The organism is Mycolicibacterium pyrenivorans, from assembly GCF_025821625.1.
Taxonomy (GTDB): domain Bacteria; phylum Actinomycetota; class Actinomycetes; order Mycobacteriales; family Mycobacteriaceae; genus Mycobacterium; species Mycobacterium pyrenivorans.
Genome location: NZ_JACKSH010000060.1, coordinates 63,036 through 89,860, shown reverse-complemented (window position 1 = coordinate 89,860; position 26,825 = coordinate 63,036). Strand labels below are relative to the sequence as shown.

The following is a 26,825-nucleotide window of genomic DNA, read 5'->3' as shown; positions in this document are numbered from 1 at the left end:
CGTCGGGGTGACACCCGATGGAACCTGACCGTTGCCCCGGCATTTCTCCGATATTGCGACCACGGTCATGCAGGAGTGGTTATCTGGGGTGGTGAGCACGGTCACCGAACCGTCGACACTCGCAGGGCAGCGCGTCAACCTGGCGCTGGCGACTTGGGTTTCGGCCATCAACTTCTGGGCCTGGAACATGATCGGCCCACTGTCCACGACATATGCCGGTGATCTCTCGCTGAGTAGCACCCAGGCCTCGATGCTGGTCGCGACACCGATCCTGGTCGGGGCTGTCGGCAGGATCGCGGTCGGTTCGCTGACCGACAGGTTCGGCGGCCGCATCATGTTCATCGCGATCTGCCTGGCCTCGATCCTGCCCGTACTGGCGGTGGGGATCGCCGGAACAGTGCATTCGTATCCGCTGCTGCTGGTGTTCGGCTTCTTCCTTGGTATCGCGGGAACCGTCTTCGCGGTCGGCATCCCCTTCGCCAACAGTTGGTACGAGCCCGCCCGCCGTGGCTTCGCGACCGGGGTCTTCGGCGCGGGCATGGTCGGCACCGCACTGTCGGCCTTCTTCACCCCCCGGTTCGTCGGCTGGTTCGGCCTGTTGACCACGCACGTCGTGATCGCCGTCGCGCTGGCGGTGACCGCGCTCGTCTGCGTGCTGGTGATGCGCAACTCGCCGATGTTCACCCCGAACACCGATCCGGTGCTGCCCAAACTGAAGGCGGCCGCAAAGCTCGGGGTGACGTGGGAGATGTGCTTTCTCTACGCGGTCGTCTTCGGCGGCTTCGTCGCGTTCAGCAATTACCTGCCGACCTATATCAAGACGGTCTACGGATTCTCGCCGGTGGATGCGGGGGCCCGTACCGCGGCCTTCGCGCTCGCGGCCGTGGTCGCCAGGCCGATCGGTGGTGCGCTGTCCGATCGCATCCCCCCGAAGTTCGTGGTGCTGGTCTCCCTGGCGGGGACCGCGCTGATGGCGTTCATCGCCGTGTTCCAGCCTCCGCCGGACCTGTGGTCGGCGGCCACGTTCATCGCGCTGGCGCTGTTCCTGGGCATGGGCACCGGCGGCGTGTTCGCCTGGGTCTCCCGCCGCGCACCGGCCAGCTCGGTCGGCTCCGTCACCGGAATCGTCGCCGCCGCAGGCGGATTGGGTGGCTACTTCCCGCCGCTGGTGATGGGCGCGACCTACGACCCGGCGGACAACGACTACACCTTCGGGCTGTTGCTGCTGGTGGCCACCGCGCTCGTCGCGTTGGCGTACACCGCGGTGCGGTTGCACGCCCGAGAACCGGTCGCGCGCGACGGGCCGGGGGTCGCCACGTGAGCGGGCAGACCGGCGGCCCGATCGAGGCGTTGCTCGGCCGCAGTGCCAGGTTCTTCACCCCCGGTGAGATCTCCGACGACCTGCGTACCGTCACCCGGCGCGGCGGCCGCGAGGGCGACGTGTTCTACCGGGACCGGTGGAGCCACGACAAGGTGGTCCGGTCGACCCACGGCGTCAACTGCACCGGGTCGTGCTCGTGGAAGGTCTACGTCAAGGACGGCATCATCACCTGGGAGACCCAGGAGACCGACTACCCGTCGGTGGGGCCCGACAGACCCGAGTACGAACCCCGCGGCTGTCCGCGCGGCGCCGCGTTCTCCTGGTACACGTATTCGCCCACGCGGGTGCGCTATCCCTACGCGCGCGGCGTACTGGTCGAGATGTACCGGCAGGCACGGGCCCGGCTGGGTGACCCCGTCCTGGCCTGGGCCGACATCCAGGCCGACCCCGACCGACGGCGGCGCTACCAGCAGGCCCGCGGCAAGGGTGGGCTGGTGCGGGTGACGTGGGCCGAGGCCACCGAGATGATCGCGGCCGCGCACGTGCACACGATCAAGGAGTACGGACCGGACCGGGTGGCCGGCTTCTCGCCGATCCCGGCGATGTCGATGGTGTCCTTCGCCGCCGGGTCCCGGTTCGTCGAGTTGCTCGGTGGCGTGATGACGTCGTTCTACGACTGGTACGCCGACCTGCCGGTGGCCTCGCCGCAGGTGTTCGGCGACCAGACCGACGTCCCGGAATCCGGGGACTGGTGGGACGCGTCGTACCTGATGATGTGGGGCTCGAACGTCCCGGTCACCCGCACCCCCGACGCGCACTGGATGGCCGAGGTGCGTTATCGCGGCACCAAGGTCGTCAGCGTGAGCCCCGACTACGCCGACAACACCAAGTTCGCCGACGAGTGGATGCCCTGCGCGGCGGGCACCGACGGCGCCCTGGCGATGGCGATGGGCCACGTGATCCTCTCGGAATGCTTCGTGCGCAACCGGATCCCGTTCTTCGTGGACTACGTGCGGCAGTACACAGATCTGCCGTTTCTGGTCAAGCTCGAGGACCGCGACGGCGTGCTCGTGCCGGGAAAGAATCTCACGGCGGCCGACCTCGGCGGGTCCGTCGCCAACACCGAGAACGCGGCGTTCAAGCCGGTCCTGCTCGACGGCGCGACCGACGACGTCGTAGTGCCCAAGGGTTCGCTCGGGTTCCGCTACGGCGACGACGGCGTCGGCAAGTGGAACCTCGAACTCGGCGACCTGGTGCCTGCGCTGACGGTGTCGCGCCCCGACGGGCCGACGGCGGTGGTGCACCTGCCGCGGTTCGACACGATCGACGGGCACGGCGAGACACTGGCGCGCGGTGTGCCGGTACGGGAGGTCGGCGGACGCCTGGTGTGCACGGTGTTCGACCTGATGCTCGCCCACTACGGGGTGTCCCGGCCGGGCCTGCCCGGCACCTGGCCCACCGGTTACGACGACGCCACCGAGCCCTACACCCCGGCCTGGCAGGAGCCGATCACCGGAGTGTCCGCCGCACAAGCCATTCGCATCGCCAAGGAGTTCGCGCGCAACGCCGAAGAGTCAGGCGGGCGCTCGATGATCATCATGGGGGCCGGCATCTGCCAGTGGTTCCACGGTGACGCCACGTACCGCGCGGTGCTGGCGCTGCTGCTGCTCACCGGGTCGATGGGCCGCAACGGCGGCGGCTGGGCGCATTACGTCGGCCAGGAGAAGTGCCGGCCGGTCACCGGGTGGGCAGCGATGGCGATGGGCACCGACTGGTGCAGGCCGCCGCGGCAGATGGCGGGCACGTCGTACTGGTACACCCACACCGACCAGTGGCGCTACGACGGTTACCGCGCGGACGCGTTGGCAAGCCCGTTGGGCCGAGGCAGGTTTCGCGACAAACACACCATGGATGTGCTCGCCTCGGCCGTCGCGATGGGGTGGACGCCGTTCTATCCGCAGTTCGACCGGTCCAGCCTCGACGTCGCCGACGAGGCCCGCGCCGCCGGCCGGGACATCCCCGCCTACATCGCCGAACAACTGGCCGCAGGCGAGCTCAAGCTGGCCGTCACCGAACCGGACGACCCGAGGAACTGGCCCCGGGTGCTCAACATCTGGCGGGCCAACCTGCTCGGCTCGTCGAGCAAGGGCAACGAGTACTTCCTGCGCCATCTGCTGGGCACCACGTCGAACCTGCAGGCCGACCCGGCCCCGGAAAAACTGCGTCCCAACGATATCGCCTGGACGGACGACGTTCCCGAGGGCAAGGTCGACATGCTGATGTCGATCGACTTCCGGATGACGTCGACCACACTGCTGTCCGACGTCGTGCTGCCCGCGGCGACGTGGTACGAGAAGGGCGATCTGTCGAGCACCGACATGCACCCGTTCATCCACGCGTTCAGCCCGGCGATCGATCCGCCGTGGGAAACCCGCTCGGACTTCGAGGCGTTCGGCGCGATCGCCCGGACATTCAGTACGCTGGCGGCCCGGCACCTCGGCACCCGCACCGATGCCGTTCTCGGTGTGCTGCAACACGACACGCCCGGCGCGATGGCGTATCCCGGTGGTGTCGAACATGATTGGCGCACCACGGGGGAGACTCCGGTGCCGGGGAAGACGATGGGCCCGATCGCGGTCGTCGAACGCGACTACGCTGCGGTCGCCGACAAGTGGGCGGCACTGGGCCCGCTCGTCGACACGCTGGGGCTGACCACCAAGGGGGTCACCACACATCCGGTGGAGGAGGTCGCCCAGCTTGGCGGCAAGTTCGGCGTGATGAACTCCGGCCCGGCGGAGGGCCGTCCGGCGATCACGACGGCCGAGCGGATGGCCGACGTGATCCTCGCGCTGTCGGGCACCTCGAACGGGCGACTCGCCGTCCAGGGGTTCCGGGAGCTGGAGAAGCGCACCGGCCGGGCACTGGTGCACCTCGCCGAGGGCAGCGAGGAACGCCGCATCACCTACGCCGACACCCAGGCCCGGCCCGTCCCGGTGATCACCAGCCCGGAATGGTCCGGCAGCGAGACCGGCGGCCGCCGCTACGCCCCGTTCACCGTGAACATCGAGGAGCTCAAGCCCTTTCACACGCTGACCGGCCGGATGCACTTCTACGTCGACCACGACTGGCTCGAGGAACTCGGCGAGCAACTGCCCACCTACCGGCCGCCGCTGGACATGTCCCGGTTGTTCGGTGAGCCCGCGCTGGGGGACGGCGGGCAGGCCGACGGTGTCGGTCTCACGGTGCGCTACCTGACGCCGCATTCGAAGTGGTCCATCCACTCCGAGTACCAGGACAACCTGTTCATGCTCTCGCTCTCGCGCGGCGGCCCGACCATGTGGATGAGCCCCGCCGACGCCGCGAAGATCTCCGTGCGCGACAACGACTGGGTCGAGGCCGTCAATCGCAACGGCGTCGTGGTGTGCCGGGCTGTCGTCTCCCACCGCATGCCCGACGGCGTGGTGTACGTCTACCACGCGCAGGAACGCACCATCGACGTGCCGCTCACCGAGACCACCGGCACCCGCGGCGGCATCCACAACTCGCTGACCCGACTGCTGGTCAAGCCCACCCACCTCGCGGGCGGATACGCCCAGCACGCGTTCGCCTTCAACTATCTGGGTCCCACCGGGAACCAGCGCGACGAGGTGACCGTCGTCCGTCGACGTTCGCAGGAGGTGACGTACTGATGAAACCGATGGCCCAGATGGCGATGGTGATGAACCTCGACAAGTGCATCGGGTGCCACACCTGTTCGGTGACCTGCAAGCAGGCGTGGACCAACCGGTCGGGCACCGAGTACGTGTGGTTCAACAACGTCGAAACCCGCCCGGGACAGGGGTATCCGCGCACCTACGAGGATCAGGACCGGTGGCGGGGCGGCTGGATGCGCGACAAGCGGGGCCGGTTGCGGCTGCGCGACGGCGGCCGGCTACACAAGCTGTTGCGGATCTTCTCCAATCCGAAAATGCCCAGCATCAACGACTACTACGAGCCGTGGACCTACGACTACGAGAACCTCACCTCCGCACCGCTGGGCGAGCACATGCCGGTGGCGCCGCCGCGCAGCCTGATCAGCGGGAAACCGATGAAGGTGTCGTGGTCGGCGAACTGGGACGACGACCTCGGCGGTTCCCCGGAGATCGTGCCGGGCGATCCGGTGCTCAAGCAGGTGAGCGAGCAGGTCCGCCTCGAACTCGAGCAGACCTTCATGTTCTACCTGCCGCGCATCTGCGAGCACTGCCTGAACCCGTCGTGTGTGTCCTCGTGCCCGTCGGGGGCGATGTACAAGCGCACCGAGGACGGCATCGTTCTCGTCGACCAGGATCGCTGCCGCGGCTGGCGGATGTGCGTGTCCGGCTGCCCCTACAAGAAGGTGTACTTCAACCACAAGACCGGCAAGGCCGAGAAGTGCACGTTCTGCTACCCGCGCGTCGAGGTCGGGCTGCCCACCGTGTGCGCCGAGACGTGTGTGGGGCGGTTGCGTTACATCGGGCTGGTCCTCTACGACGTGGACCGGGTGCTCGAGGCGGCATCGGTGGAGAACGACGCCGACCTGTACGAGGCACAGCGCCAGATCCTGCTCGACCCCGCGGACCCGGAGGTCATCGCTGCTGCCCGGGCCGAAGGCATCTCCGACGAGTGGATCGAGGCCGCGCAGCGATCGCCGGTCTACGCGCTGATCAACACCTTCCGCGTGGCCCTTCCACTGCATCCGGAGTACCGGACCATGCCGATGGTCTGGTACATCCCGCCCCTGTCGCCGGTGGTCGACGCCGTCAGCCGTGACGGGCACGACGGCGAGGACATCGGCAACCTGTTCGGGGCGCTGGAGTCGCTTCGCATCCCGATCGCGTACCTGGCCGGGTTGTTCACCGCCGGTGATACCGGCACCGTCGAAGCGGTGCTACGCCGCCTTGCGGCGATGCGGTCGTACATGCGTGACATCAACCTGGGTCGCGAGACGCAGCCGCACATCCCGCAGTCGGTCGGGATGACCGAGGAACAGATGTACGACATGTACCGGCTGCTGGCGATCGCGAAATACGAAGAGCGCTACGTTATTCCGACCGCGTACGCCGACGAGGGCCATCAGCTCGAGGAAACCGCGACCGAGTGTGCGCTGTCGTTCGACGGCGGACCGGGAATGTACGAGTCGGGTCCGTTCGGCGAGGCCAGCGGGGGCCCGGTGCCCGTCGCGGTGGAGACGTTCAACGCGCTCAAGCAGCGGCAGACCGGCGAAGGCATGGCCGCCAACGCCGAGCGCCCGTCCCGGGTGAACCTGCTGAACTGGGACGGTAGGGGAGTGCCGAGAGAAATGTTCCCGCGATGAGGCTGCTCAACCGTGCCCGCGGCGCCACGGTGTCACTGCAGGATCGGCTGGTGTGGCAGTGCGCCTCGCTGCTGCTGGCCTACCCCGACGACCACCTGACCGAACGCCTGCGCACCGTCGACGAATTGCGGGCACCCGCGGCCGGTCCGGCCGCCGACCTGCTGGCCCGAACCGTCACCGCGCTGGCGTCGACCCCGCCGATGCGGGCGGCGGCCGAGTACGTCGAAACCTTCGACCTGCGGCGTCGCTCGACGATGTACCTGACCTACTGGACGGCGGGCGACACCCGCAACCGCGGCCGGGAGATGCATGCGTTCACCCAGGCCTACCTCGATGCCGGCGTCCACCCGCCCGCCGACGAGGCGCCCGACCATCTTCCGGTCGTGCTCGAGTTCGCCGCGACCGTGGACCCGGTGGCAGGACGACGGCTGCTGATCGAGCACCGGGTTCCCATCGGGGTGCTGCACGACAGCCTGACCGAACGCCGATCGCCCTATGCCGACACCATCGCCGCGGTGTGCGCGACCCTTCCTGCCCGCGGTGAACAGGACGAGCGCCGGGCCCAGCAGCTGGCGCAGGTCGGTCCACCGACTGAATCGGTTGGGCTGGCGCCGTTCACACTGACGGTGCCGCCGCGGCGCTCCGAAGGGGGCCGCTGACATGTCCACCGGCGAGATCTTCTGGGACGTCGTGCCCTACGTCGTCCTTGCCATCGTCGCCATCGGCACCTGGTGGCGCTACCGCTACGACAAGTTCGGGTGGACCACGCGCTCGTCGCAACTCTACGAGTCGAGGTTGCTGCGAATCGCCAGTCCGATGTTCCACTTCGGCATCCTGGTGGTCGTCTTCGGTCACTTCATCGGTCTGGTGATCCCGCAGACGTGGACGGACGCAGTGGGGTTGAGCCAGCACGCCTACCACGTCCAGGCGGTGACCCTGGGCTCGATCGCCGGGATCTCCACGCTGACGGGCATCGTGCTGCTGATCTACCGCCGCCGCACCACCGGCCCGGTGTTCATGGCCACGACCGCGAACGACAAGTTGATGTACGTCGTGCTCGTCGCGGCGATCGTGGCGGGACTGTGCGCGACGGCGCTGGGATCCGGTGTCCTCGGAGAGGAGCACAACTACCGCGAGACCGTCTCCGTGTGGTTCCGGTCGATCTGGATCCTGCAGCCGCGGGGTGACCTGATGGTGCAGGCGCCCTTGTATTTCCAGCTGCACGTGATGATCGGGCTGGCGCTGTTCGCGCTGTGGCCGTTCACCCGGCTGGTGCACGCGTTCAGCGCGCCGATCGGCTACCTGTTCCGGCCCTACGTCGTGTACCGCAGCCGCGACGTCGCCGCCAAGGACCATCTGATCGGGTCCACACCGCAGCGACGGGGGTGGTGAGCGCGATCGGCGACGGGCCCGCGATGGTGACCAACGGCCCTGCCGATCCCGCGGCGACCGGGGATACTGGTCATTGGCCCGTGGCATGCGCGAGCGGCTAGGCGATCGACGATCGATGGGAGCATCCAGATGAACCCTGACGTCGAGGCCCTCCTGCGGCGATTCCACTACGACGGAACGCGGTTGATCGACATCCTGTGGGACATCCAGCGCCTGTACGGCCACATTCCCGATGAGCATCTGCCCCAGATGGCCGACGCACTGAACCGGTCCGCGCGCGACATCACTGAGACCGCATCGTTCTACCACTTCTTCCACACCAGGCCGTCGGGGCGGCACCGGATCTACCTGAGCAACACGGTGATCGCCAAGAACCTCGGGTACCAGGCGGTGCACGACGCGCTCGAGCAGGAGACAGGGGTCCGCTTCGGAGGGGCCGATGGGGCGGCGACGTTCGGCCTGTTCGAAACGCCGTGCATCGGACTCAGCGATCAGGAACCGGCGATGCTGCTCGATGACGTGGTGTTCACCCGTTTGACGCCCGGCCGGGTCGCAGACATCGTCGCCCAGTTGAAGGCGGGCCGAGCCGCCGCGGACATCGCAAACCCGGCGGGGCTACCGGAAGATGACATCGCCTACGTCGACAGCCTGGTGGAGTCGAACGTCCACACGGGCGGGCCGGTGTTCTTCTGCGGCGGGGACGACCACCAGATGTCGCTCAAGCGCTGCCTCGCGGGCACGCCGGAGCAGACGATCGACGCGATCACCGAGTCCGGACTCCGCGGATACGGCGGCGCGGGCTTTGCCACCGGGCTGAAGTGGCGCCTGTGCCGGGCCGCGCCGGGTGCGGACAAGTACGTCATCTGCAACGCCGACGAGGGTGAGCCCGGCACGTTCAAGGACCGGGCGCTGCTGACCCGGGCCCCGAAGGACGTCTTCACCGGAATGGTCATCGCCGCGTATGCGATCGGTGCCGGGCACGGGATCGTCTATTTGCGAGCCGAGTACGTCTATCTCAGGCGATATCTGGAACGCCAACTGCGCGAACTCCGCGAAGGCGGGCTCCTCGGACGCGACATCGGCGGCCAGGCCGGCTTCGATTTCGACATCCGGATCCAGATGGGTGCAGGCGCCTATGTCTGTGGCGAGGAGTCCGCACTGATCGAGTCCTGCGAGGGCAAGCGGGGCACCCCCCGGCTGAAACCGCCCTACCCCATCCAGGTGGGTTACCTCGGCAGGCCCACCTGCGTGAACAATGTCGAAACCTTCGCTGCCGCAAGCCGGGTCACGGCGGAGGGTGCCGAGTGGTTCCGGGGTATGGGTACCCCCACCTCGGCGGGAACGCGCCTGCTGAGTGTCGCCGGGGATTGCCGCCGGCCCGGGGTCTACGAAGTGGAGTGGGGCATCACCCTCGACGACGTGCTGGCCCTCGTCGGCGCGGACGACGCTCGCGCCGTCCAGATCAGCGGTCCGTCGGGGGAGTGTCTTTCGGTGCAGGCCGACGCGGGCCGCCGGATCGCCTACGAGGACATCCCGTGCAACGGCGCCGTCACCGTCTTCGATTCCACCCGTGACCTTCTCGACTGCGTCAAGGACTACACCAGGTTCTTCGCCGACGAATCCTGCGGCATCTGCGTGCCCTGCAGGGCGGGCACCGTCGATCTCCACGACAAGATGCAGCGGATCATCTCGGGCACCGCGGTGCAGACGGACCTGGACGACGCGGCCCGTTGGGGTGCCCTCGTGAAGAAGACCAGTCGGTGCGGCCTCGGGGCGACCGCGGCCAATCCGATCCTGACGACGCTGACGAAGTTTCCCGACCTCTATCGCAGCAGGTTGTGCAGCCAGGACGGCACGCTGCTGCCCTCGTTCGATGTCGACGCCGCCCTCGCCGGGCACCGCAACGCGCTCACCGAGCTGGAGACGGACGGGACGACATGAGCATCCGCATCGAGATCGACGGAGTCGCCGTGACGACCGAGCAGAACCGGGTCCTGGTCGACGTCGCCGCGGAGGCGGGTGTGTACATCCCCACGCTGTGTTACCTCGAGGGCAAGCCGTGCCTCGGGACCTGCCGGGTGTGCTCGGTCAAGGTGAACGGTGCGGTGGTCGCGGCCTGCACGGTAGGCGTCTCGGACGGGATGACCGTCGAGGTCGACGAACCGGAAACCGCGGACATGCGCAAGGCGCTGGTTGAGCTGCTCTTCACCGAAGGCAATCACAACTGCCCGAGTTGTGAGAAGAGCGGCCGCTGCACCCTGCAGGCGGTCGGCTACGAGGCGGACATGCTGGTCTCCCGCTTCCCGTACCGGTTCCCGCACCGGGAACGGGATCACGTATCCGAGCGGATCTGGCTGGAACGGGATCGCTGCATCTTCTGCCAACGCTGCGTGGAATTCGTCCGAGACGACGCCGGAGAGAAGATCTTCAGCATCAGCCACCGCGGTGCCGAGTCGCGCATCGAGGTCGACGCCGAACGTGCCGATGCGATGCCGGACGAGCAGGTCCGCTACGCCGTCGAGATCTGCCCCGTCGGCGCGATCCTCGAAAAGGGGGTCGGCTACGACGTTCCCATCGGCCGGCGCAGGTACGAGGTCAGATCCGTCCGCGAGCGGGCACTGGATCAGGCCGACGAGTCGGGTGCGCCGTGACCGACGAGATGAGGTCGGACCAACTGCCCGCGACACCAGCGGATCCGGCGCTGTCGGTGGCACGTGACGGCAAGATCAAGGTGGCCATGATCGGCCTGTGCGGGTGCTGGGGATGCACCTTGTCGTTCCTCGACATGGACGAGCGGATCCTGCCGTTGCTGACGAAGGTCACCATTCACCGGTCCTCGCTCACCGACATCAAGCGGATCACCGAACGGTGCGCGATCGGCTTCGTCGAGGGCGGTGTCGCGAACGAGGAGAACATCGAGACGCTGCGCCATTTCCGGGACAACTGCGACGTCCTGATCTCCGTCGGAGCCTGCGCGATCTGGGGCGGGGTGCCTGCGATGCGCAACGTCTTCGAGTTGAAGGACTGTCTGGCGGAGGCCTACCTCGACTCACCGACGGCGGTCCCGGGCGCCGAACCGGTGATCCCCTCCCATCCCGACATCCCGTTGATCACCACCAAGGTCTATCCGTGCCACGAAGTGGTCAAGATGGACTACTTCATCCCCGGCTGCCCGCCGGACGCCGACGCCATCGTCGCCGTGCTCGACGATCTGATCCATGGCCGGCCGGTCACGCTGCCCCGCTCCCTGAACCACTACGACTGATCCGAAGGGGCCTCGCGTGAGCAGAAAGCTCGTCATCGACCCGGTCACCCGCATCGAGGGCCACGGCAAGGTGACCGTGCACCTCGACGACGACGGCAACGTCGTCGACGCCAGGCTGCATGTCGTCGAGTTCCGCGGCTTCGAGAAACTCGTTCAGGGCCACCCGTTCTGGGAGGCGCCGATGCTGCTGCAACGGATCTGCGGGATCTGCTTCGTCAGCCACCACCTCAGTGGGGCGAAGGCGCTCGACGACATGATCGGTGTCGGCACGGGGGTGCCGCGGGCCGCGGAGAAGATCCGCCGCCTCGGCCACTACGCACAGATGCTGCAATCCCATGCGACGGCGTACTTCTACCTGGTCGTCCCCGAGATGATGTTCGGGATGGACGCCGCACCCGAGCAGCGCAACCTGCTGGGCCTGATCGAGGCGGATCCCGAGTTGATGCGGCGGGTGATCATGCTGCGCAAGTGGGGGCAGGAGGTCATCAAGACGGTCTTCGGCAGGCGGATGCACGGCATCAACTCGGTGCCAGGAGGCGTCGACAAGAACCTGAGCCGCGCCGAGGTCGATCGTCTGCTCAACGGCGAGGAGGGACTCCCGTCGATCGACGAGATCCTCGACTACGCCCAGGACGGCCTTCGCCTGTTCTACGACTTCCACGACAAGCACCGAGACGCGGTCGACCGCTTCGCAACCGTTCCCGCCCTGAGCATGTGCCTGGTGAACCCCGACGGCGACGTCGACTACTACCACGGCGCGCTGCGAGTCGTCGACGAGAACAAGCGCATCGTCCGCGAGATCGACTACCACGACTACCTCGACCACTTCTCGGAAGCCGTCGAGCCGTGGAGCTACATGAAGTTCCCCTTCCTGAAGGATCTCGGCAGGGAGAAGGGTTCGGTCCGGGTCGGCCCGCTCGCACGGATGAACGTCACCGGCACGCTGTCGACGCCGCTGGCCCAGGAGGCGCTCGAGCGGTTCCACGCCTACACCGGCGGCGCACCGAACAACATGACGCTGCACACCAACTGGGCGCGGACCATCGAAGTGCTCCATGCCGCGGAAGTCATCGAGCAGCTGCTCCACGACCCCGACCTGCAGGCGGACGACCTGGTCGCCACCCCCGCGCCCGGCGCCTGGGTCGGCGAGGGTGTCGGGGTCGTCGAGGCGCCGCGCGGCACGCTGCTGCACCACTACCGCGCCGGCCCGGACGGTGACATCACCTTCGCGAATCTCATTGTGGCAACGACACACAACAATCAGGTCCTCAACTGGACGGTGCGCTCGGTGGCCGAGAGCCACCTGGTGGGTCACGGCGAGGTCACGGAGGCGATGATGAACGCCATCGAAGTCGGGATCCGCGCGTTCGATCCCTGCCTGAGTTGTGCCACGCACGCCTTCGGGCAGATGCCGCTGATCGTGACCGTCCACGATGCGGCGGGAACCGTCGTCAACCAACGTGTCCGCTGACATGTCGTCGGTGACGCTCGAGGACTTCGACGACGACACCTGCCTGATCTACGGGATCGGCAACGCGGGCAGGCAGGACGACGGGTTGGGCTGGGCCTTCATCGACTGGCTCGATGCGCAGGGCAGGTGCGCGAACGCGCAGCGGCAGCGGAACTACCAGTTGCTGATCGAGGACGCCGACCTGATCAGCACCAAGGAGCGCGTGCTGTTCATCGACGCCACCAAGGACCAGACGGTCACGTCGTTCACTTTGGGCCGCGCGGCACCGAAGATGGACTTCACGTTCACCTCGCACGCCATCTCCATCCCCGCGATCATGGCGACCTGTCAGCAGTGCTTCCACCGCCTGCCGGAGGTGCACGTCCTCGCAATCAGGGGGTTCGAGTTCGACCTCGAGATCGGTTTGACACCGGCGGCGCAGCGCAACCTGGACGCGGCGACGGCCCATCTTCTTGGGGAGCATCGGTTGTGACCGGGTGACGACAATTTCGTCACCACCCGGACCTGATCGCCGCGGCCGTCGCCGCCGGCATCGGCAAATGCCGCGCTCGTGTCGGCGCGCAGATTGATCTCCGGTGCTCGGCCGAAGTGCCCTGAGACTCGCGCGGCCGAGTCGAAAGACCCTATTGGGTGCCTCCGAGAAGGGGGACCGTAGGACGGTATCGCCCAGGCTCGAGACGATGACGGGGTGGTCGCCTCCAAGGAGGGGCAGTGACGATGTGACGATCCGCCGGACGACGCCATGACGCTGCGTGCAGTCAGTCCGCGGCTGATCCGTGAACTGGAACGGCCCATCGCCACCCTGGGCCGAATCGGTGACATGGCGGTGTTCTACGCCAAGGCGGCGGCAGGTGTTCCCTACGCCTTGCGCTACTACCGGCAGGATATCGTCCGGCTCATCGCCGAGATCAGCATGGGTGCAGGCACCCTGGCGATGATCGGCGGAACCCTCGTCATCGTCGGCTTCTTGACGCTGGCTACCGGCGGAACACTGGCGGTACAGGGCTACAGCTCCCTGGGCGACATCGGCATCGAGGCTCTGACCGGCTTCCTGGCAGCCTTCATCAATGTCCGCATCTCTGCTCCCGTTGTCGCCGGCATCGGCCTGGCGGCGACGTTCGGCGCGGGCGTGACCGCACAACTGGGCGCGATGCGGACGAACGAGGAGATCGATGCGCTGGAAGCGATGGCGATTCGCCCGATCTCGTTTCTGGTCAGCACCAGGCTGATCGCCGGCATGGTCGCGATCACGCCGCTGTACTCCATTGCCGTCATCCTGTCGTTCATGGCGAGCAAATACACCACCGTGGTACTCCTCGGGCAGTCGGCAGGTCTCTACGAACACTACTTCGCCACGTTCCTCAACCCGATCGACCTGTTGTGGTCCTTCGCCCAAGCCATCCTGATGGCAGTGGCAATCCTGTTGATACACACATACTTCGGCTACAACACATCCGGTGGTCCTGCCGGTGTGGGCGTGGCGACGGGTGACGCGGTGCGAACGTCCCTCGTCGTGGTGGTGTCGGTCACCCTGGTGGTCTCGCTCGCCGTCTACGGTTCGGGCGGCAACTTCGATCTGGCAGGCTAGGTGACATCACAGTTAGGCGGGTCGCGTCCTGATCGACATGCTTGAGGGGCCGGCGCCACGGATGAAACGGATCACATCACCACGGCCCGTACTCGGCGCTGTTGGCCCGCCGCATCGCGCTGACGTAGTCGCCGCGTTCGTGTGCGGCCTCATCGGTTCCGATCGGAACCGCGAGCAGCCCGCGGACCTCGTCGATGCTGGCGTATCCCTTGCGTGCCATCCAGTCACGCAGCCCGTCGAGGAGCACGGCGGCGTAGTCCGGGCCGTGACGCAGCAGCGCCGACGCGGTCATCACCACATCCGCCCCGGCCAGCAGGTACTTGATCAGCTCGGTCGAGCCCTCGACGCCGGTCGTCGCGGCGAGCGAGGCGTCGATCCTCCCGTGCAGCAACGTGATCCACGTCATCGGTAACCGCGCCTCCGCTGCGCGTGACAGCAGGACCCCCGGCGCCACGGCCAGCGTCTCGGTGTCGATGTCGGGCTGCAGGAATCGGTTGAACAGCACCAACCCGTTCGCGCCTGCCAGGTCGAGGCGCCGGGCCATGTCAGCGGTCGCGCTGAAGAACGGGCTGAGCTTCACCGCCACCGGCACGGTCACCACGTCCTTGACCTGAGCCAGGATGTCGAGGTGACGCTGCTCGACCTCCGCGCCGGAGATGTGCGGATCGCCGGGCAGCGTATAGATGTTCAATTCGACTGCGGCCGCGCCGGATTCCTGCATCGCCCGGGCGTAGGCGGCCCAGCTGCCCGGGGTGCTGGCGTTGATGCTGCCGATGACCGGGACCGAGACGGACTCGGCCGCGCGTTCGAGCAGGCTCAGATATCGGCGTGCGCCGTGGTCCGCGCCTGCGGCGTCCGGGAAGTACGACAGCGACTCGGCGTAGCTCTCGGTGCCTGCGCGTGCCAGCCGCGCATTCTGCTCGCGTTCGCGGCGCACCTGCTCTTCGAACAGCGAGTAGAGCACCACAGCAGAGACTCCGGCGTCGGCCAGGCGCCGGACACCGTCGACGGTCTGCGACATCGGGGATGCCGAGGCCACCAGTGGGTTGCTCAGGTTCAGGCCGAGGTATCGGGTGGACAGGTCCATCAGCGTTCCTTGCGAGCGTCGGGGTGGAAATGGTCTGCGCCGCGTGAGGCCATGTCCTCGTACACATTCCAGCGTTGTTCGATCGCCTGCTCGGACATGGCGAGCAGCCGTTCGTACTCGACCGGATCGGCGTTCGCCAGCGCGCGGTACCGCAGTTCCCGGCTGCGGTAGTCCTCGAGCCGGATCCGCGGCCGGTGCGAATCGAGCAGGAACGGATTCTCCCCGGCCATCCGCAGAACCGGGTCATAGCGGAGCAGCGGCCAATGCCCGCTGGCGACGGCGCGGTACTGCTGATCCATCCCGAGGCGCATGTCGATGCCGTGCGCGATGCATTGGCTGTAGGCGATCACCAGCGACGGCCCGTCGTACGCCTCCGCCTCGCGGAAGGCCTGCAGCGTCTGCTGCGGGTCGGCCCCCATCGCGACCTTGGCGACGTAGACGTTTCCGTAGGCGATCGCCTGCAGTGCGAGGTCCTTCAACGGCACCGTCTTGCCTGCGGCAGCGAACTTCGCGATCGCGCCCAGCGGGGTCGCCTTGGACATCTGGCCGCCGGTGTTGGAGTAGACCTCGGTGTCGAGCACCAGCACGTTGACGTTGTGCCCGGTCGCCAGCACATGGTCGAGCCCGCCGGAGCCGATGTCGTACGCCCAGCCGTCACCGCCCACGATCCACACGCTGCGCCGCACCAGGTGGTCCACCACGCTGAGCAGGTCCGCGGTGATGGCGGGGTCGAGGCCGTCGAGGCGGTTCTTCAGCTCGGCCAACCGCTCCCGCTGCGCGGCCAGTTCCGACTCCCGCCGTTGCGGCGCATCGAGAATGGCGTCCACCAACTCGCCGCCGAGGGTGTCTCGCAGTTCTGTCAGGCGTCGCCGGGCCAGGCCGGCGTGTGCTTCGCCGGCAAGCCGCAGCCCGAGCCCGAACTCCGCGTTGTCCTCGAACAGGGAGTTCGACCAGGCCGGACCCCGCCCGTCGGCGTTGGTGGTCCACGGTGTGGTGGGCAGGCTGCCGCCGTAGATCGACGAGCAGCCCGTCGCGTTGGCGACCATCAGTCGGTCGCCGAACAGCTGGGAGAGCAGCTTGACGTAAGGCGTCTCACCGCAGCCGGCGCAGGCACCGGAGAACTCGAACAGCGGCTCCAGGAACTGGGTCCCGCGTACGGTGCCGAAGTCCACCCTCGATCGCTCGGTGGCCGGGAGCGACTCGAAGAACGCGATGTTCTCCCGCCCGGTGACGACCCGCGGCTCCGCGGGCTCGAGGTTGATCGCCTTGGTGACGCCTGCGCCCGGTATGACGACCGGGCAGGCCTCGACGCACAGGCCGCAGCCGGTGCAGTCCTCGGCGTACACCTGCAGGGAGAACCTGGAATCGGGAAGGCCGACGGCATCCAGCGGCGCGGAGTCGAAATCCGGTGGAGCGCCGGCCAGCTGCGACCCGTCGTAGAACTTCGAGCGGATCACGCTGTGCGGGCAGACGAAACCGCAGTTGCCGCACTGGATGCACGTGTCGGGGTCCCACACCGCGACGAGCTCGGAGATACCGCGCTTCTCGTAGGCGGTGGTGCCGCTGGGATAGGTGCCGTCGACCGGCAGTGCGCTGACGGGCAGCGCGTCTCCGCGGCCTGCCATCATCTCGGCGGTGACGGTGCGGACGAACTCCGGAGCCGACTCGGGCACCGGTGGCGGCGGCACCCGGTCGGAAGTGACCGACGCCGGCACCTCGATCCGGTGCAGCCCGGCCACGGCGCCGTCCACCGCGGCCAGTTCGCTTGCCAGCACCTCCGGGCCGCGGTTGCCGTACGTCTTGCGCACCGACTCCTTGATCCGGGCGAGGGCCTGTTCGCGGGGCAGCACGTCGGAGATCGCGAAAAAGCAGGTCTGCAGCACGATGTTGATCCGTCCGGGCAGACCGGCTTGGCGGGCGATCCGGTCGGCGTCGACGGTGTAGAGCGTGATCCGCTTGTCCAGGATCTGTTCCTGGACATGGCGGGGCAGCGCGTCCCACACCTTGGCGGCGGGCAGCCGGCAGTTCAGCAGCAGCGTTGCGCCATGGGCGGCCCGGCCGAGCACGTCGATCTTGTCGAGGAAACGGAACTGATGACAGCCGACGAAATCTGCTCCGGAGACCAGGTACGGCGCCCGGATCGGATTCGGCCCGAAACGCAGGTGCGACTCGGTCTGCGACCCCGACTTCTTGGAGTCGTAGACGAAGTAGGCCTGGGCGTGCAGGCCCTCCTCGGCCCCGAGGATCTTGATCGTGTTCTTGTTCGCACCGACGGTTCCGTCCGAACCCAGTCCGAAGAACACGGCACGGACGGTGCCGGGTGACTCGATGTCGAACACCGGGTCGTAGTCCACGCTCGTCCCGGACACGTCGTCGTCGATACCGATGGTGAACTGCCGCCGCGGCTGCTCGCGCGCGAGTTCGGCGAACACCCCGGCAACCATGCCCGGGGTGAACTCCTTGGAGGACAGGCCGTATCGCCCACCGGTCACGCGCGGCATGCCCGCGCGCTCACCGTCCGCGCACCCGCCCGCGAGCGCGGCGACCACGTCGAGGTAGAGCGGCTCACCGATCGAACCGGGCTCCTTGGTGCGGTCCAGGACGCCGATCGTGCGCACCGTCTCCGGGAGCGCGCCGAGGAACGCGGCGGCGGGAAACGGTCGGTACAAGCGCACCTGCACGACGCCGACGCGCTTACCGCGCTCGACGAGGGCGGCGACGGTCTGCCTGACCGTTTCCGCGCCGGATCCCATCAGCACCAACACGCGTTCGGCCTCGGGATGTCCGGCGTACTCGACGATGTGCATCGCCCGGCCCGTGCGCTCGCCGAGACGGGCCATCAGGTCCTCGACCACTCCCGGGACCCGCGCGTAGAACGGGTTGACCGTCTCGCGCGCCTGGAAGTAGACGTCGGGGTTCTGCGCGGTGCCGCGGATGAACGGCCGCTCGGGGGACAGCGCCCTTTCGCGATGCGCCCAGATCAGGTCCTCTCCGACCATCGACCGCAGGTCGTCGTCCGACAGCGTCTCGATGGTGTTGATCTCGTGGGAGGTCCGGAATCCGTCGAAGAAGTGCACGAAGGGAATCCGGGTCGCGAGGGTGGCCGCCTGCGCGACCAGCGCGAGGTCGTGGGCTTCCTGCACCGAGGCCGACCCGAGCAGCGCGAACCCCGTCTGCCGCACCGCCATCACGTCGGAATGGTCCCCGAATATCGACAATCCCTGCGCGGCAAGCGATCTCGCCGCGACGTTGATGACGGCCGAGGTCAGCTCGCCGGCGATCTTGTACATGTTCGGGATCATCAGCAGCAGACCCTGCGACGAGGTGAACGTCGTGGTCAGCGCGCCACCCTGCAAAGCCCCGTGCAGCGCGCCCGCCGCACCTCCCTCGCTCTGCATCTCGACGACGGTCGGCACGGTGCCCCACACGTTGGTCCGCTGCGCGCTCGACCACTCGTCGGCCAGCTCGGCCATCGGCGACGACGGGGTGATGGGGTAGATGCAGCACACCTCGTTGAGGCGGTAGGCCACCGAGACCGCGGCCTCATTGCCGTCCATCGTGGCGCGCATCAGGTCGGCTCTCCGAACATCTCGATCGCGTGCACCGGGCACTGATCGGCGCATTCGGCGCAGCCGGTGCACTTGTCGTAGTCGAACCGATACCTCCGTCCCACACCGAGTTTGATCACCGCGTCCTCGGGGCATGCGCCCAGGCAGCCGTCGCATTCGAAGCAGTTGCCGCACGACAGGCACCGGCCCGCCTCGTAGACCGCCTCGTCGGTGGACAGGCCACCGACGACCTCCTCGAAACCATGCACCCGCGCCGTCGCGTCGAGTTCGGGCGGGCGGCGGGGCGCGGTGTCACCGAAGTACCAGAGGTTCAGTTTGTCGAAGGTCGCCGTCGGATGTTTGGGCGGCGGTTCCGTCTGCGATCCGCGCAGCCAGGCGTCGATGTGATGCGCCGCCTTCTTCCCGTGGCCGACACCGACGGTCACCGTGCGCTCACTGGGCACCATGTCGCCGCCGGCGAAGACACCGGGACAGCCCGTCATCAGTGATGCCGAGACACGGACGCTGCCGTCGGCGTCGAACTCGACACCCGGCAGTGTCCGCATGAATGCCGACTCCGTCTCCTGACCCAGCGCCATGATCAGTGTGTCCGCGGCCAGCGTCTCGAAACGCCCGGTCGGACGCGGGTAACCCGATTCGTCGAGTTCCATCACCTCGACCCGGATCTCGGGGCCGTCGAAGGCGGTGATCGTCCGCAACCAGTTGATCCGCACCCCCTCGCGTTCGGCGTCCTCGGCTTCCTCGGGGTGCGCTGACATCTGGTCGCGGGTGCGGCGGTAGACGATCACGGCGTCCTCGGCGCCGAGGCGGCGGGCGACGCGGGCGGCGTCCATCGCGGTGTTGCCGCCACCGTAGACGGCGACGTGACGGCCGACCACGGGCTCCTCGCCGGAGGCGACGCTGCGCAGGAACGACACCGCGTCCACCATCGGCCCGGCGTCGCGGGCCGGGATGTCGACGCGCTTCGCCAGGTGCGCGCCGATGGCCACGAACACCGCGTCGAACGCGCCGTCGTCCCGTTCGGCGGCGAGATCCTCGACGCGGTGGTCGACCGTCAGCCGCACGCCCATCGCCGCGATCCGGTTCAGCTCGTCGTCCAGCACGTCCCTGGGGAGGCGGTAGCCGGGGATGCCGTACCGCATCATCCCGCCGGGTACGGCGCCCGCGTCGCGGACCTCGACCTCGTGGCCGAGGCGCGCCAGGTGATAGGCGGCGGACAGACCACTGGGCCCCGCACCGATCACCAGGACCCGCTTGCCGGTGCGCACGGGCGGGGCGTCGAACATCCAGCCCCGCTCCCTGGCGAGGTCGCCGAGGAACCGCTCCACGGAGTGGATCGACACCGCGGCGTCGAGATGGACTCGGTTGCAGACCGTTTCACACGGGTGATAGCAGACTCGCCCGTGGATGGCGGCGAACGGGTTGTCCGCGACGAGCTGACGCCACGCAGCCTCGTGGCGCCCCGCGGTCGCGTGCGCCAGCCAGGCCTGGATGTTCTCACCGGCCGGGCAGCCGGCATTGCAGGGCGGCAGCAGATCGACGTACACCGGCCGGCGGTCGCGCACCGGGCCGGCCAGCGAACGGCCGTGCGCGAGGTCCGCGAGCGGCGTGACGTCGTCGAAGCCGGCCACCATCAACCCGGGAACCGGACGGTGGTGCCGGGCATCAGCTGGACGACCTGACCGCGGCACTCCACCTCGATGCCGGCCGCATGGCGCGGATCCACGCTGATGATCACGCCCTTTCCGCTGACCCTTAGATGCAGGTGAAGGCCGCGGTAGTGGATCGGTATCGCCAGCACCCCGAGCGATTCCGGCCAGTACGGGGACAGGATCAGACGGTCGGACCGGGTCTCGAGCCCGGTGAAGCACCGCTGCATGAGGTCGACGGTGCCTGCCATGGCCGCCAGGTGAACACCTTCGGACGTGGTACCACCCTGGATGTCGGACACATCCGACTTCAGCGCCTGCTGGAAGAACTCAAGGGCATGCTCGCGATTGGCGCGGGCCAGCACCCAGGTGTGCACGACGCTGCTGAGTGTGGATCCGTGGGAGGTGCGGGCCAGGTAGTAGTCCACCATCTCCGGCACCTGCTCGGGCAGGAAGCGATAGCCGAGCCGGTCGAGCAGCTCGCGCAGCTCGTTCGCCGACATCAGATACAGCAGCATCAGCGCGTCGGCCTGCTTGGACGCCTTGTAGCGGTTGACGTCGTCGTCCTCCGCCTCCAGGATGCGGTCCAGGCGCTGGATGTTGCCGTACTGCCTGCGGAGGCGGTCCCAGTCGAGGTCGGCCAGCTCGCCGTAACCCTCGAACTGGCTGATGACGCCGTCGTGGAACGGGACGAACATCCGCCGGCTGACGTCTTCCCAGTGCGCCAGTTCCTCGCTGTGCAACCCCAGTGTCTCCAGCAGATCGAGCCGGTTGGGCAGGGGCAGCAGGTTCAGGGCATCGAGCGCACGCATGATCACCCAGACCGCCATCACGTTGGTGTACGCGTTGTTGTCGATGCCGTCGTAGGGGGCGTCGGGATAGCCCGAGTGGAACTCGTCGGGCCCGATGACGCCCTTGATGCCGAAGCGTCTGCGGTCCTCGTCGAAGGTCGCCAGGCTGACGAAGAACCGGGCGACCTCGACGATCAACTCGGCGCCGTAGTCGATCAGGTAGGCGAGGTCGCCGGTGGCCTGGTAGAACTTCCACGCGCTGTAGGCGACGGCGATGCCGATGTGGTGCGCGCGGGCGCTGGCGTCCGGGTTCCACCGGCCGCTGCGCGGATTGAGGTGCAGCCGTTGGCTTTCCTCGCGGCCGTCGCTGCCGGACTGCCACGGGAACATCGCGCCCGAATGGCCTGCCTCGAGGGCGGCGTGGCGGGCCTCCGGCAACCGCCGGTAGCGGTACCCCAGCAGGGACCGGGTGATCATCGGCACCCGCAGGTTCAGCACCGGGAAGATGAACAGTTCGTCCCAGAAGATGTGGCCGCGGTACGCCTCACCGTGCAACCCGCGGGCCGGCACCCCCACGTCGAGGTCGGCGGTGTTCGGTGACACCGTCTGCAGCAGATGCAGCATATGCAGGCGCAGGATCCGCACCTCGTCGGTGAAGTCGTCGAACTCGATGGACAGCCGCTCCCACAGGTGCGTCCAGTCGGTCAGATGTCCGTCGAGCACCTCGCTGAACCGGCCGAGCCGGGCGACCCAGCGCTGCGCGTCGACACCCGGTTCGGAGGTCGCCACGTCGCGCCCCGTGTAGACGGTGACGACCTTCTCGACCGTCACGGCGTCCCCGGTCGACAGCCGCACCGCGATGTCGTGGCCGATCTCGGCATCGTGCTCGAACAACGAGAAGGTCGCCGGGACGGATTCGCCGTCGCGCCACACGGTGTTTCGCGCCGCCATCGCGACGGGGACCCGGGACTGGGTGGTCTGCACGGTCAGCAGCACGGAGTCGTCGGCGATCTCCCGCACGTCCACCGCGTTCAGGTGCTCGTCGGCCAGCTCCCGGTACCGCTCGACCAGTGAGTTCGTCACGTTGCCGTCCAGCGTGGAGCGGAACTCGATCGTTCCCGACCAGTCCTCGGCGCGCACCGTCGTCTCCAGCGCGCCGACGTGGGGCAGGTGCATGGCCACGAACCGGCGTTGCGTCAGTGAGCTCGTCCGGCCGGCGTCGTCGCGGAATCGGACCTCCCGGGTCAGCACCGCTCCGCGGAGATCGAGGGTCTGCCGGTACGACAGCACGGTGACGGCGTCGATGTCGAACCAGCGGCCGCCGTCGACACGGAAGGTCAGCGAAAGCCAGTTCGGCAGGTTGACCAGACTCTCGTTGTCGATCTCGGTCCCCGACACGTTGTCGACGAGGCGGTTGTACACCCCGGCCGCGTAGGTGCCTGGGTAGTGCACCTGTCCGGCCTTCGCCTCGGGCGCGGCGCCGCGGGTGGCGAAGTAGCCATTTCCCAACGTGCACAACGCTTCACGGAGCTTCTCGTTCTGCGGGTCGTAACCGTCGAAGACGTAGTCCCACGCCTCACCCGACACCTGGCGCTTGTAGGCCAGCCACCGGGAACCGCGTTGGATGAACTCGCACACCTGATCCGGACTCTGCAGGGAGAAGTGCGCAGCCGTCTTGCGGTCGCCATCCTCGTCGTGTCGGACGACCATCCCGATGCCGTCGAAGCTGACCGCATCGAAGGCGTCCTCGTCGGTCAGGTCGTCGCCGATGTAGATCGGCAGCAGGGAACCGGAGGGGTCGATGCGGTCGCGGATCCAGGCCAGCGTGGTGCCCTTGTCCCAGTCGAGGTCGGGCCGCAACTCGACGAGCATCCGCCCACTGGTCACCCGGAGGCCAAGGCGCGACCCGAGTTGATGTGTGGCAGAGATGATCTCACTGACTCGCTCCGGTGCCACCTCGCGGTAGTGCACCGCCACGGCGAAGCGCTTGTGCTCGACACGCACTCCCGCGATCTGGACCAGGCGCTGGTTCAACTCGGCAGCGGCCTGCTCGAGAACCGGGACGAACACCGCGGCCTCGTCGTTGCAGTGATAGGTGCCGTCCGGTGCCGTCAACTCGAAGCCGTGGCTGCCCGCATACCAGACGCCGGGCGCGCCGACCCGGGCACTGACGTCGGTGAGGTCGCGCCCGCTCAGGATGGCCACGGGGCACACCCCGGAGACGAGTTCGAGTGCCTCGGCGGCACCGTCGACGAGCCGGGCCGCAGCGGGGTCCGAGACGATGGGGGACAGCGTGCCGTCGTAGTCCAGGAACAACATCGACTCGCGCGCGCTGGTGACGCCGATCAACTGGCCGTAGGACGCCAGTGCATTCGGCAGTGCCGAGATCCTCCTGTCGCCCGTGCGGACGGCGATGTCCGCCAGGCCATCGAGCACGACGTCGGCACCGTGGCGCGTCAATTCGTCAGCAGTCCCCGCCCCGTCGATGCCGACGACGAGCGCGAACCCTCCGTCGCGGCCCGCCGCCACACCCGCCGCGGAGTTCTCGACGACGACACAGCGCTGCGGTCGTACCCCGAGACGGCCGACGACTTCGAGAAGTACTGCGGGATCGGGGTTCTCGGCCGTGCCGCGGTCGCCTGCGATCCCGTCGATGCAGACGCCGAACAGGTCTTCGATCCCGGCGGCCTTCAGGGCCTGCCGGCACTGCGGATTCGACGAGTAGGCCGCCACGGCGACCCCGATGCCCTGCAATTTCCTCGCCAGGTCGACCGTCGCGCCGAACAGCGGCACCTCGCTGGTCAGCGCGCCGTCGAGGTCGAGCAGCACCGCGTCGTGGTAGCGCGGATCGATGGTGACAGGGAGCTTCATGACACAGACGAGTCCATCAGCTGGTTCTCCAGCTCCAGCACCTGGCGGGTGGTCTTCACGACGGTGTCGGGATTGAGGCTCATCGAGTCGATGCCGAGCCGGACGAGGAACTCGGCCATGTCCGGGTAGTCCGACGGGGCCTGACCGCACAGTCCCGAGTGGATACCGTTGCGGCGGCAGCCTTCCACGGCCAGCCGGATCATCTCCTTGACGCCCTCGTCGCGCTCGTCGTAGTCGAAGGCGACGACCTCGCTGTCGCGGTCGACCCCGAGGGTCAGCTGGGTCAGATCGTTGGAGCCGATGGAGAAGCCGTCGAAACGCTTCGCGAACTCGTCGATCAGGATCACGTTGTTCGGGATCTCGCACATCGCGTACACCTCGAGGCCGTTCTCACCGCGCTCGAGCCCGAGGTCGGCCATCGTCTTCAGCACGAGGTCAGCCTCGGCGACCCGACGGACGAACGGGATCATCAGCACGACGTTCGTCAGGCCCATCTGGTCGCGGACGCGTTGCATCGCGCGGCACTCCAGCGCGAAGCCCTCGGCGTAGGCCGGGTGGGCGTACCGCGACGCGCCGCGGAACCCGATCATCGGGTTGCTCTCGGACGGCTCGAAGCCGCGCCCGCCGACCAGGCTGGCGTACTCGTTGGTCTTGAAGTCCGACATCCGCACCACCACGGGCTTGGGCCAGAAGGCGGCGGCGATGGTGCCGATCCCCTCGGAGAGACGCTCCACGAAGAAGGTGGCGCCGTCGGGGTAGCCGGCGGTGAGGCGGTCGATGATGCTTCGCGCCTCGGGGTCGTCGACCTTCTCCGGATGCAACAGCGCGAGCGGGTGGACCTTGATGTACTCGCTGATGATGAACTCCATCCGGGCGAGTCCGACACCGTCGTTGGGCAGGAACGACGTCTTGAACGCGAGGTCGGGGTTACCCAGGTTCAGCATGATCTGGGTGCGCGGCCGGGGCATGTCGCCGACCTCGGTGCGGTCCATGTGGAAGCCCACCGCGCCGTCGTACACCCTGCCCGTGTCGCCTTCGGCGCACGAGATCGTCACCATGGCCCCGTCGGGGACGCTGGTGGTCGCGTCGCCGGTGCCGACCACGGCGGGGATGCCGAGTTCGCGGGCGATGATCGACGCGTGGCAGGTCCGCCCGCCGCGGTTGGTGACGATCGCCGCCGCGGTCTTCATGACCGGTTCCCAGTCCGGGGTGGTGGTGTCGGCGACCAGCACCTGGCCGGGCCGGAAGTCCGCGAGCTGGGACAGGTGCTCGATGCGCTTCACCGACCCCGAGGCGATGCGCTCCCCGACCGAGCGGCCCTCGGCGAGCACCTCGGCGCGGCCCTCCAGCACGTAGCTCTCCAGTGCCGTGGCACTGTGCTGGGACGCGACCGTCTCGGGACGCGCCTGGACGATGTAGAGCTTGCCGTCGAGGCCGTCCTTGGCCCACTCCATGTCCATCGGCCTGCCGTAGTGCTTCTCGATGGCGCACGCGTAGCCGGCGAGTTCGAGTACCTCGGAGTCCTCGAGACAGAACCGGGCACGGTCGGCCTTCGGGGTGGGCACGTTGCGCGTCGTGTTCTTCGTCTCGCCCTCGACGAGGATCATCTTCACGGCCTTGTCACCGAGGAGGCGGCGCAGCACGGCGCGATGACCCTCGAGATAGGTCGGCTTGTGGACGTAGAACTCGTCGGGGTCGACGGCGCCCTGCACCACGTTCTCGCCGAGGCCGTACGCGCCGGTCACGAAGACGGCGTCGCGGAAACCGGACTCGGTGTCGATCGAGAACATCACCCCGGACGAGGCGATGTCGGAGCGCACCATCTTCATCACGCCGATAGACAGCGAAACCTTGAAGTGGTCGAAACCCTGATCAATGCGGTAATGGATCGCCCGATCGGTGAAAAGGCTTGCGAAACAACGTCGGCAGGTGTCGAGCAGACTCTCCTCGCCCTTGATGTTGAGGTAGGAGTCCTGTTGACCGGCGAAGCTGGCCGTCGGCAGGTCCTCGGCGGTGGCCGAGCTGCGCACCGCCAGGCTCACCTCCTCGCCGTACTCGCGCTGAAGCGCGCGGTAGCCCTCCAGGATCTCGGCGGCCAGGTCGTCGGGGAGGCCGGCACCGTAGACGATCTCCCTGGCCCGCTTGGCCTTGCGCGCCAGCGCGGCGACGTCGGCGGGGTCGATGTCGTCGAGTTCGGCGTGCAGGCGGTCCCAGGCGCCCGCCTCGTCCAGCATGTGCCGGTAGGCGGCGGCGGTGATGGCGAATCCGCGCGGGACGCGCACACCCTGGCCGGACAGCTTCTGCAGCATCTCGCCCAGCGAGGCGTTCTTTCCGCCCACCAGCGGCACGTCCCCGATGCCGAAGTCCTCGAAGAACCGAACGTATCCAGACCCACCCATGACATGTCCTCTCGGGGAGCGCGGCACCGATGCCGCGACACCTCCCCAACGTTCCACAGCGGCCGGTGAACATCCAGGGTCCAAGGTCAC

General features: G+C 67.9%; 16 protein-coding genes. 11 read left to right on the top strand and 5 right to left on the bottom strand.

Features of this window, described 5'->3' with window-relative positions:
• Positions 1 to 91 precede the first annotated feature (91 nt).
• The 11 genes from H7I57_RS08635 (at position 92) to H7I57_RS08585 (ending at position 14,369) form a co-directional block, all read left to right on the top strand.
• On the top strand, positions 92 to 1,321 hold the full coding sequence (locus tag H7I57_RS08635; RefSeq protein ID WP_264023002.1) for a nitrate/nitrite transporter: 1,230 nt from the start codon (positions 92 to 94) through the stop codon (positions 1,319 to 1,321).
• Positions 1,318 to 5,010: a nitrate reductase subunit alpha gene (locus H7I57_RS08630; protein WP_264023001.1), complete on the top strand. Its 3,693-nt coding sequence runs from the start codon at positions 1,318 to 1,320 to the stop codon at positions 5,008 to 5,010. Before H7I57_RS08635 ends, H7I57_RS08630 begins: the two co-directional genes overlap by 4 nt.
• Positions 5,010 to 6,653 carry a nitrate reductase subunit beta gene (gene narH, locus H7I57_RS08625; protein WP_264023000.1) on the top strand — a complete coding sequence of 548 codons (1,644 nt, stop codon included), beginning with the start codon at positions 5,010 to 5,012 and terminating at the stop codon, positions 6,651 to 6,653. The genes H7I57_RS08630 and narH overlap by 1 nt, the downstream gene beginning before the upstream one ends.
• Positions 6,650 to 7,312, top strand: a complete 663-nt coding sequence (narJ, locus tag H7I57_RS08620; RefSeq protein ID WP_264022999.1) for a nitrate reductase molybdenum cofactor assembly chaperone — start codon at positions 6,650 to 6,652, stop codon at positions 7,310 to 7,312. The genes narH and narJ overlap by 4 nt, the downstream gene beginning before the upstream one ends.
• A 1-nt stretch (position 7,313) precedes the next feature.
• Positions 7,314 to 8,045 (top strand): respiratory nitrate reductase subunit gamma, encoded by a 732-nt coding sequence (narI, locus tag H7I57_RS08615; protein ID WP_275081046.1) that lies wholly within the window; start codon positions 7,314 to 7,316, stop codon positions 8,043 to 8,045.
• A 129-nt stretch (positions 8,046 to 8,174) separates the two neighbouring features.
• Positions 8,175 to 9,986, top strand: coding sequence for an NAD(P)H-dependent oxidoreductase subunit E (locus tag H7I57_RS08610; protein WP_264022998.1), 1,812 nt, complete (start codon positions 8,175 to 8,177; stop codon positions 9,984 to 9,986).
• Positions 9,983 to 10,696, top strand: coding sequence for a 2Fe-2S iron-sulfur cluster-binding protein (locus H7I57_RS08605; protein ID WP_264022997.1), 714 nt, complete (start codon positions 9,983 to 9,985; stop codon positions 10,694 to 10,696). The genes H7I57_RS08610 and H7I57_RS08605 overlap by 4 nt, the downstream gene beginning before the upstream one ends.
• Entirely contained in the window at positions 10,693 to 11,310 is a 618-nt protein-coding gene (locus tag H7I57_RS08600; protein ID WP_264022996.1) for an NADH-quinone oxidoreductase subunit B family protein, read from the top strand. Before H7I57_RS08605 ends, H7I57_RS08600 begins: the two co-directional genes overlap by 4 nt.
• 16 nt (positions 11,311 to 11,326) lie before the next feature.
• Positions 11,327 to 12,781: a Ni/Fe hydrogenase subunit alpha gene (locus H7I57_RS08595; RefSeq protein WP_264022995.1), complete on the top strand. Its 1,455-nt coding sequence runs from the start codon at positions 11,327 to 11,329 to the stop codon at positions 12,779 to 12,781.
• A gap of 1 nt (position 12,782) precedes the next feature.
• Positions 12,783 to 13,253: a hydrogenase maturation protease gene (locus H7I57_RS08590; protein ID WP_264022994.1), complete on the top strand. Its 471-nt coding sequence runs from the start codon at positions 12,783 to 12,785 to the stop codon at positions 13,251 to 13,253.
• A gap of 270 nt (positions 13,254 to 13,523) precedes the next feature.
• A complete protein-coding gene (locus H7I57_RS08585) occupies positions 13,524 to 14,369 on the top strand; it encodes an MlaE family ABC transporter permease (protein ID WP_264022993.1) in 846 nt (281 codons plus the stop codon).
• A 76-nt stretch (positions 14,370 to 14,445) separates the two neighbouring features.
• Here H7I57_RS08585 and H7I57_RS08580 read toward each other — a convergent pair whose 3' ends face one another.
• Genes H7I57_RS08580 through ppsA form a run of 5 tightly spaced genes read right to left on the bottom strand, consistent with a single transcriptional unit; the run spans position 14,446 to position 26,735 of the window.
• Complete coding sequence (locus tag H7I57_RS08580) at positions 14,446 to 15,456, bottom strand: dihydroorotate dehydrogenase-like protein (RefSeq protein ID WP_264022992.1); 1,011 nt, start codon at positions 15,454 to 15,456, stop codon at positions 14,446 to 14,448.
• Positions 15,456 to 19,028, bottom strand: a complete 3,573-nt coding sequence (gene nifJ, locus H7I57_RS08575; protein ID WP_264023028.1) for a pyruvate:ferredoxin (flavodoxin) oxidoreductase — start codon at positions 19,026 to 19,028, stop codon at positions 15,456 to 15,458. Before nifJ ends, H7I57_RS08580 begins: the two co-directional genes overlap by 1 nt.
• Entirely contained in the window at positions 19,025 to 20,659 is a 1,635-nt protein-coding gene (locus H7I57_RS08570) for an NAD(P)-binding protein (protein ID WP_264022991.1), read from the bottom strand. The genes nifJ and H7I57_RS08570 overlap by 4 nt, the downstream gene beginning before the upstream one ends.
• The gene (gene otsB, locus H7I57_RS08565; protein WP_264022990.1) at positions 20,659 to 24,336 is read right to left on the bottom strand and encodes a trehalose-phosphatase; all 3,678 of its coding nucleotides are present in this window, start codon (positions 24,334 to 24,336) and stop codon (positions 20,659 to 20,661) included. Before otsB ends, H7I57_RS08570 begins: the two co-directional genes overlap by 1 nt.
• Positions 24,333 to 26,735, bottom strand: coding sequence for a phosphoenolpyruvate synthase (gene ppsA / locus H7I57_RS08560; protein WP_264022989.1), 2,403 nt, complete (start codon positions 26,733 to 26,735; stop codon positions 24,333 to 24,335). The genes otsB and ppsA overlap by 4 nt, the downstream gene beginning before the upstream one ends.
• Positions 26,736 to 26,825 lie beyond the last annotated feature (90 nt).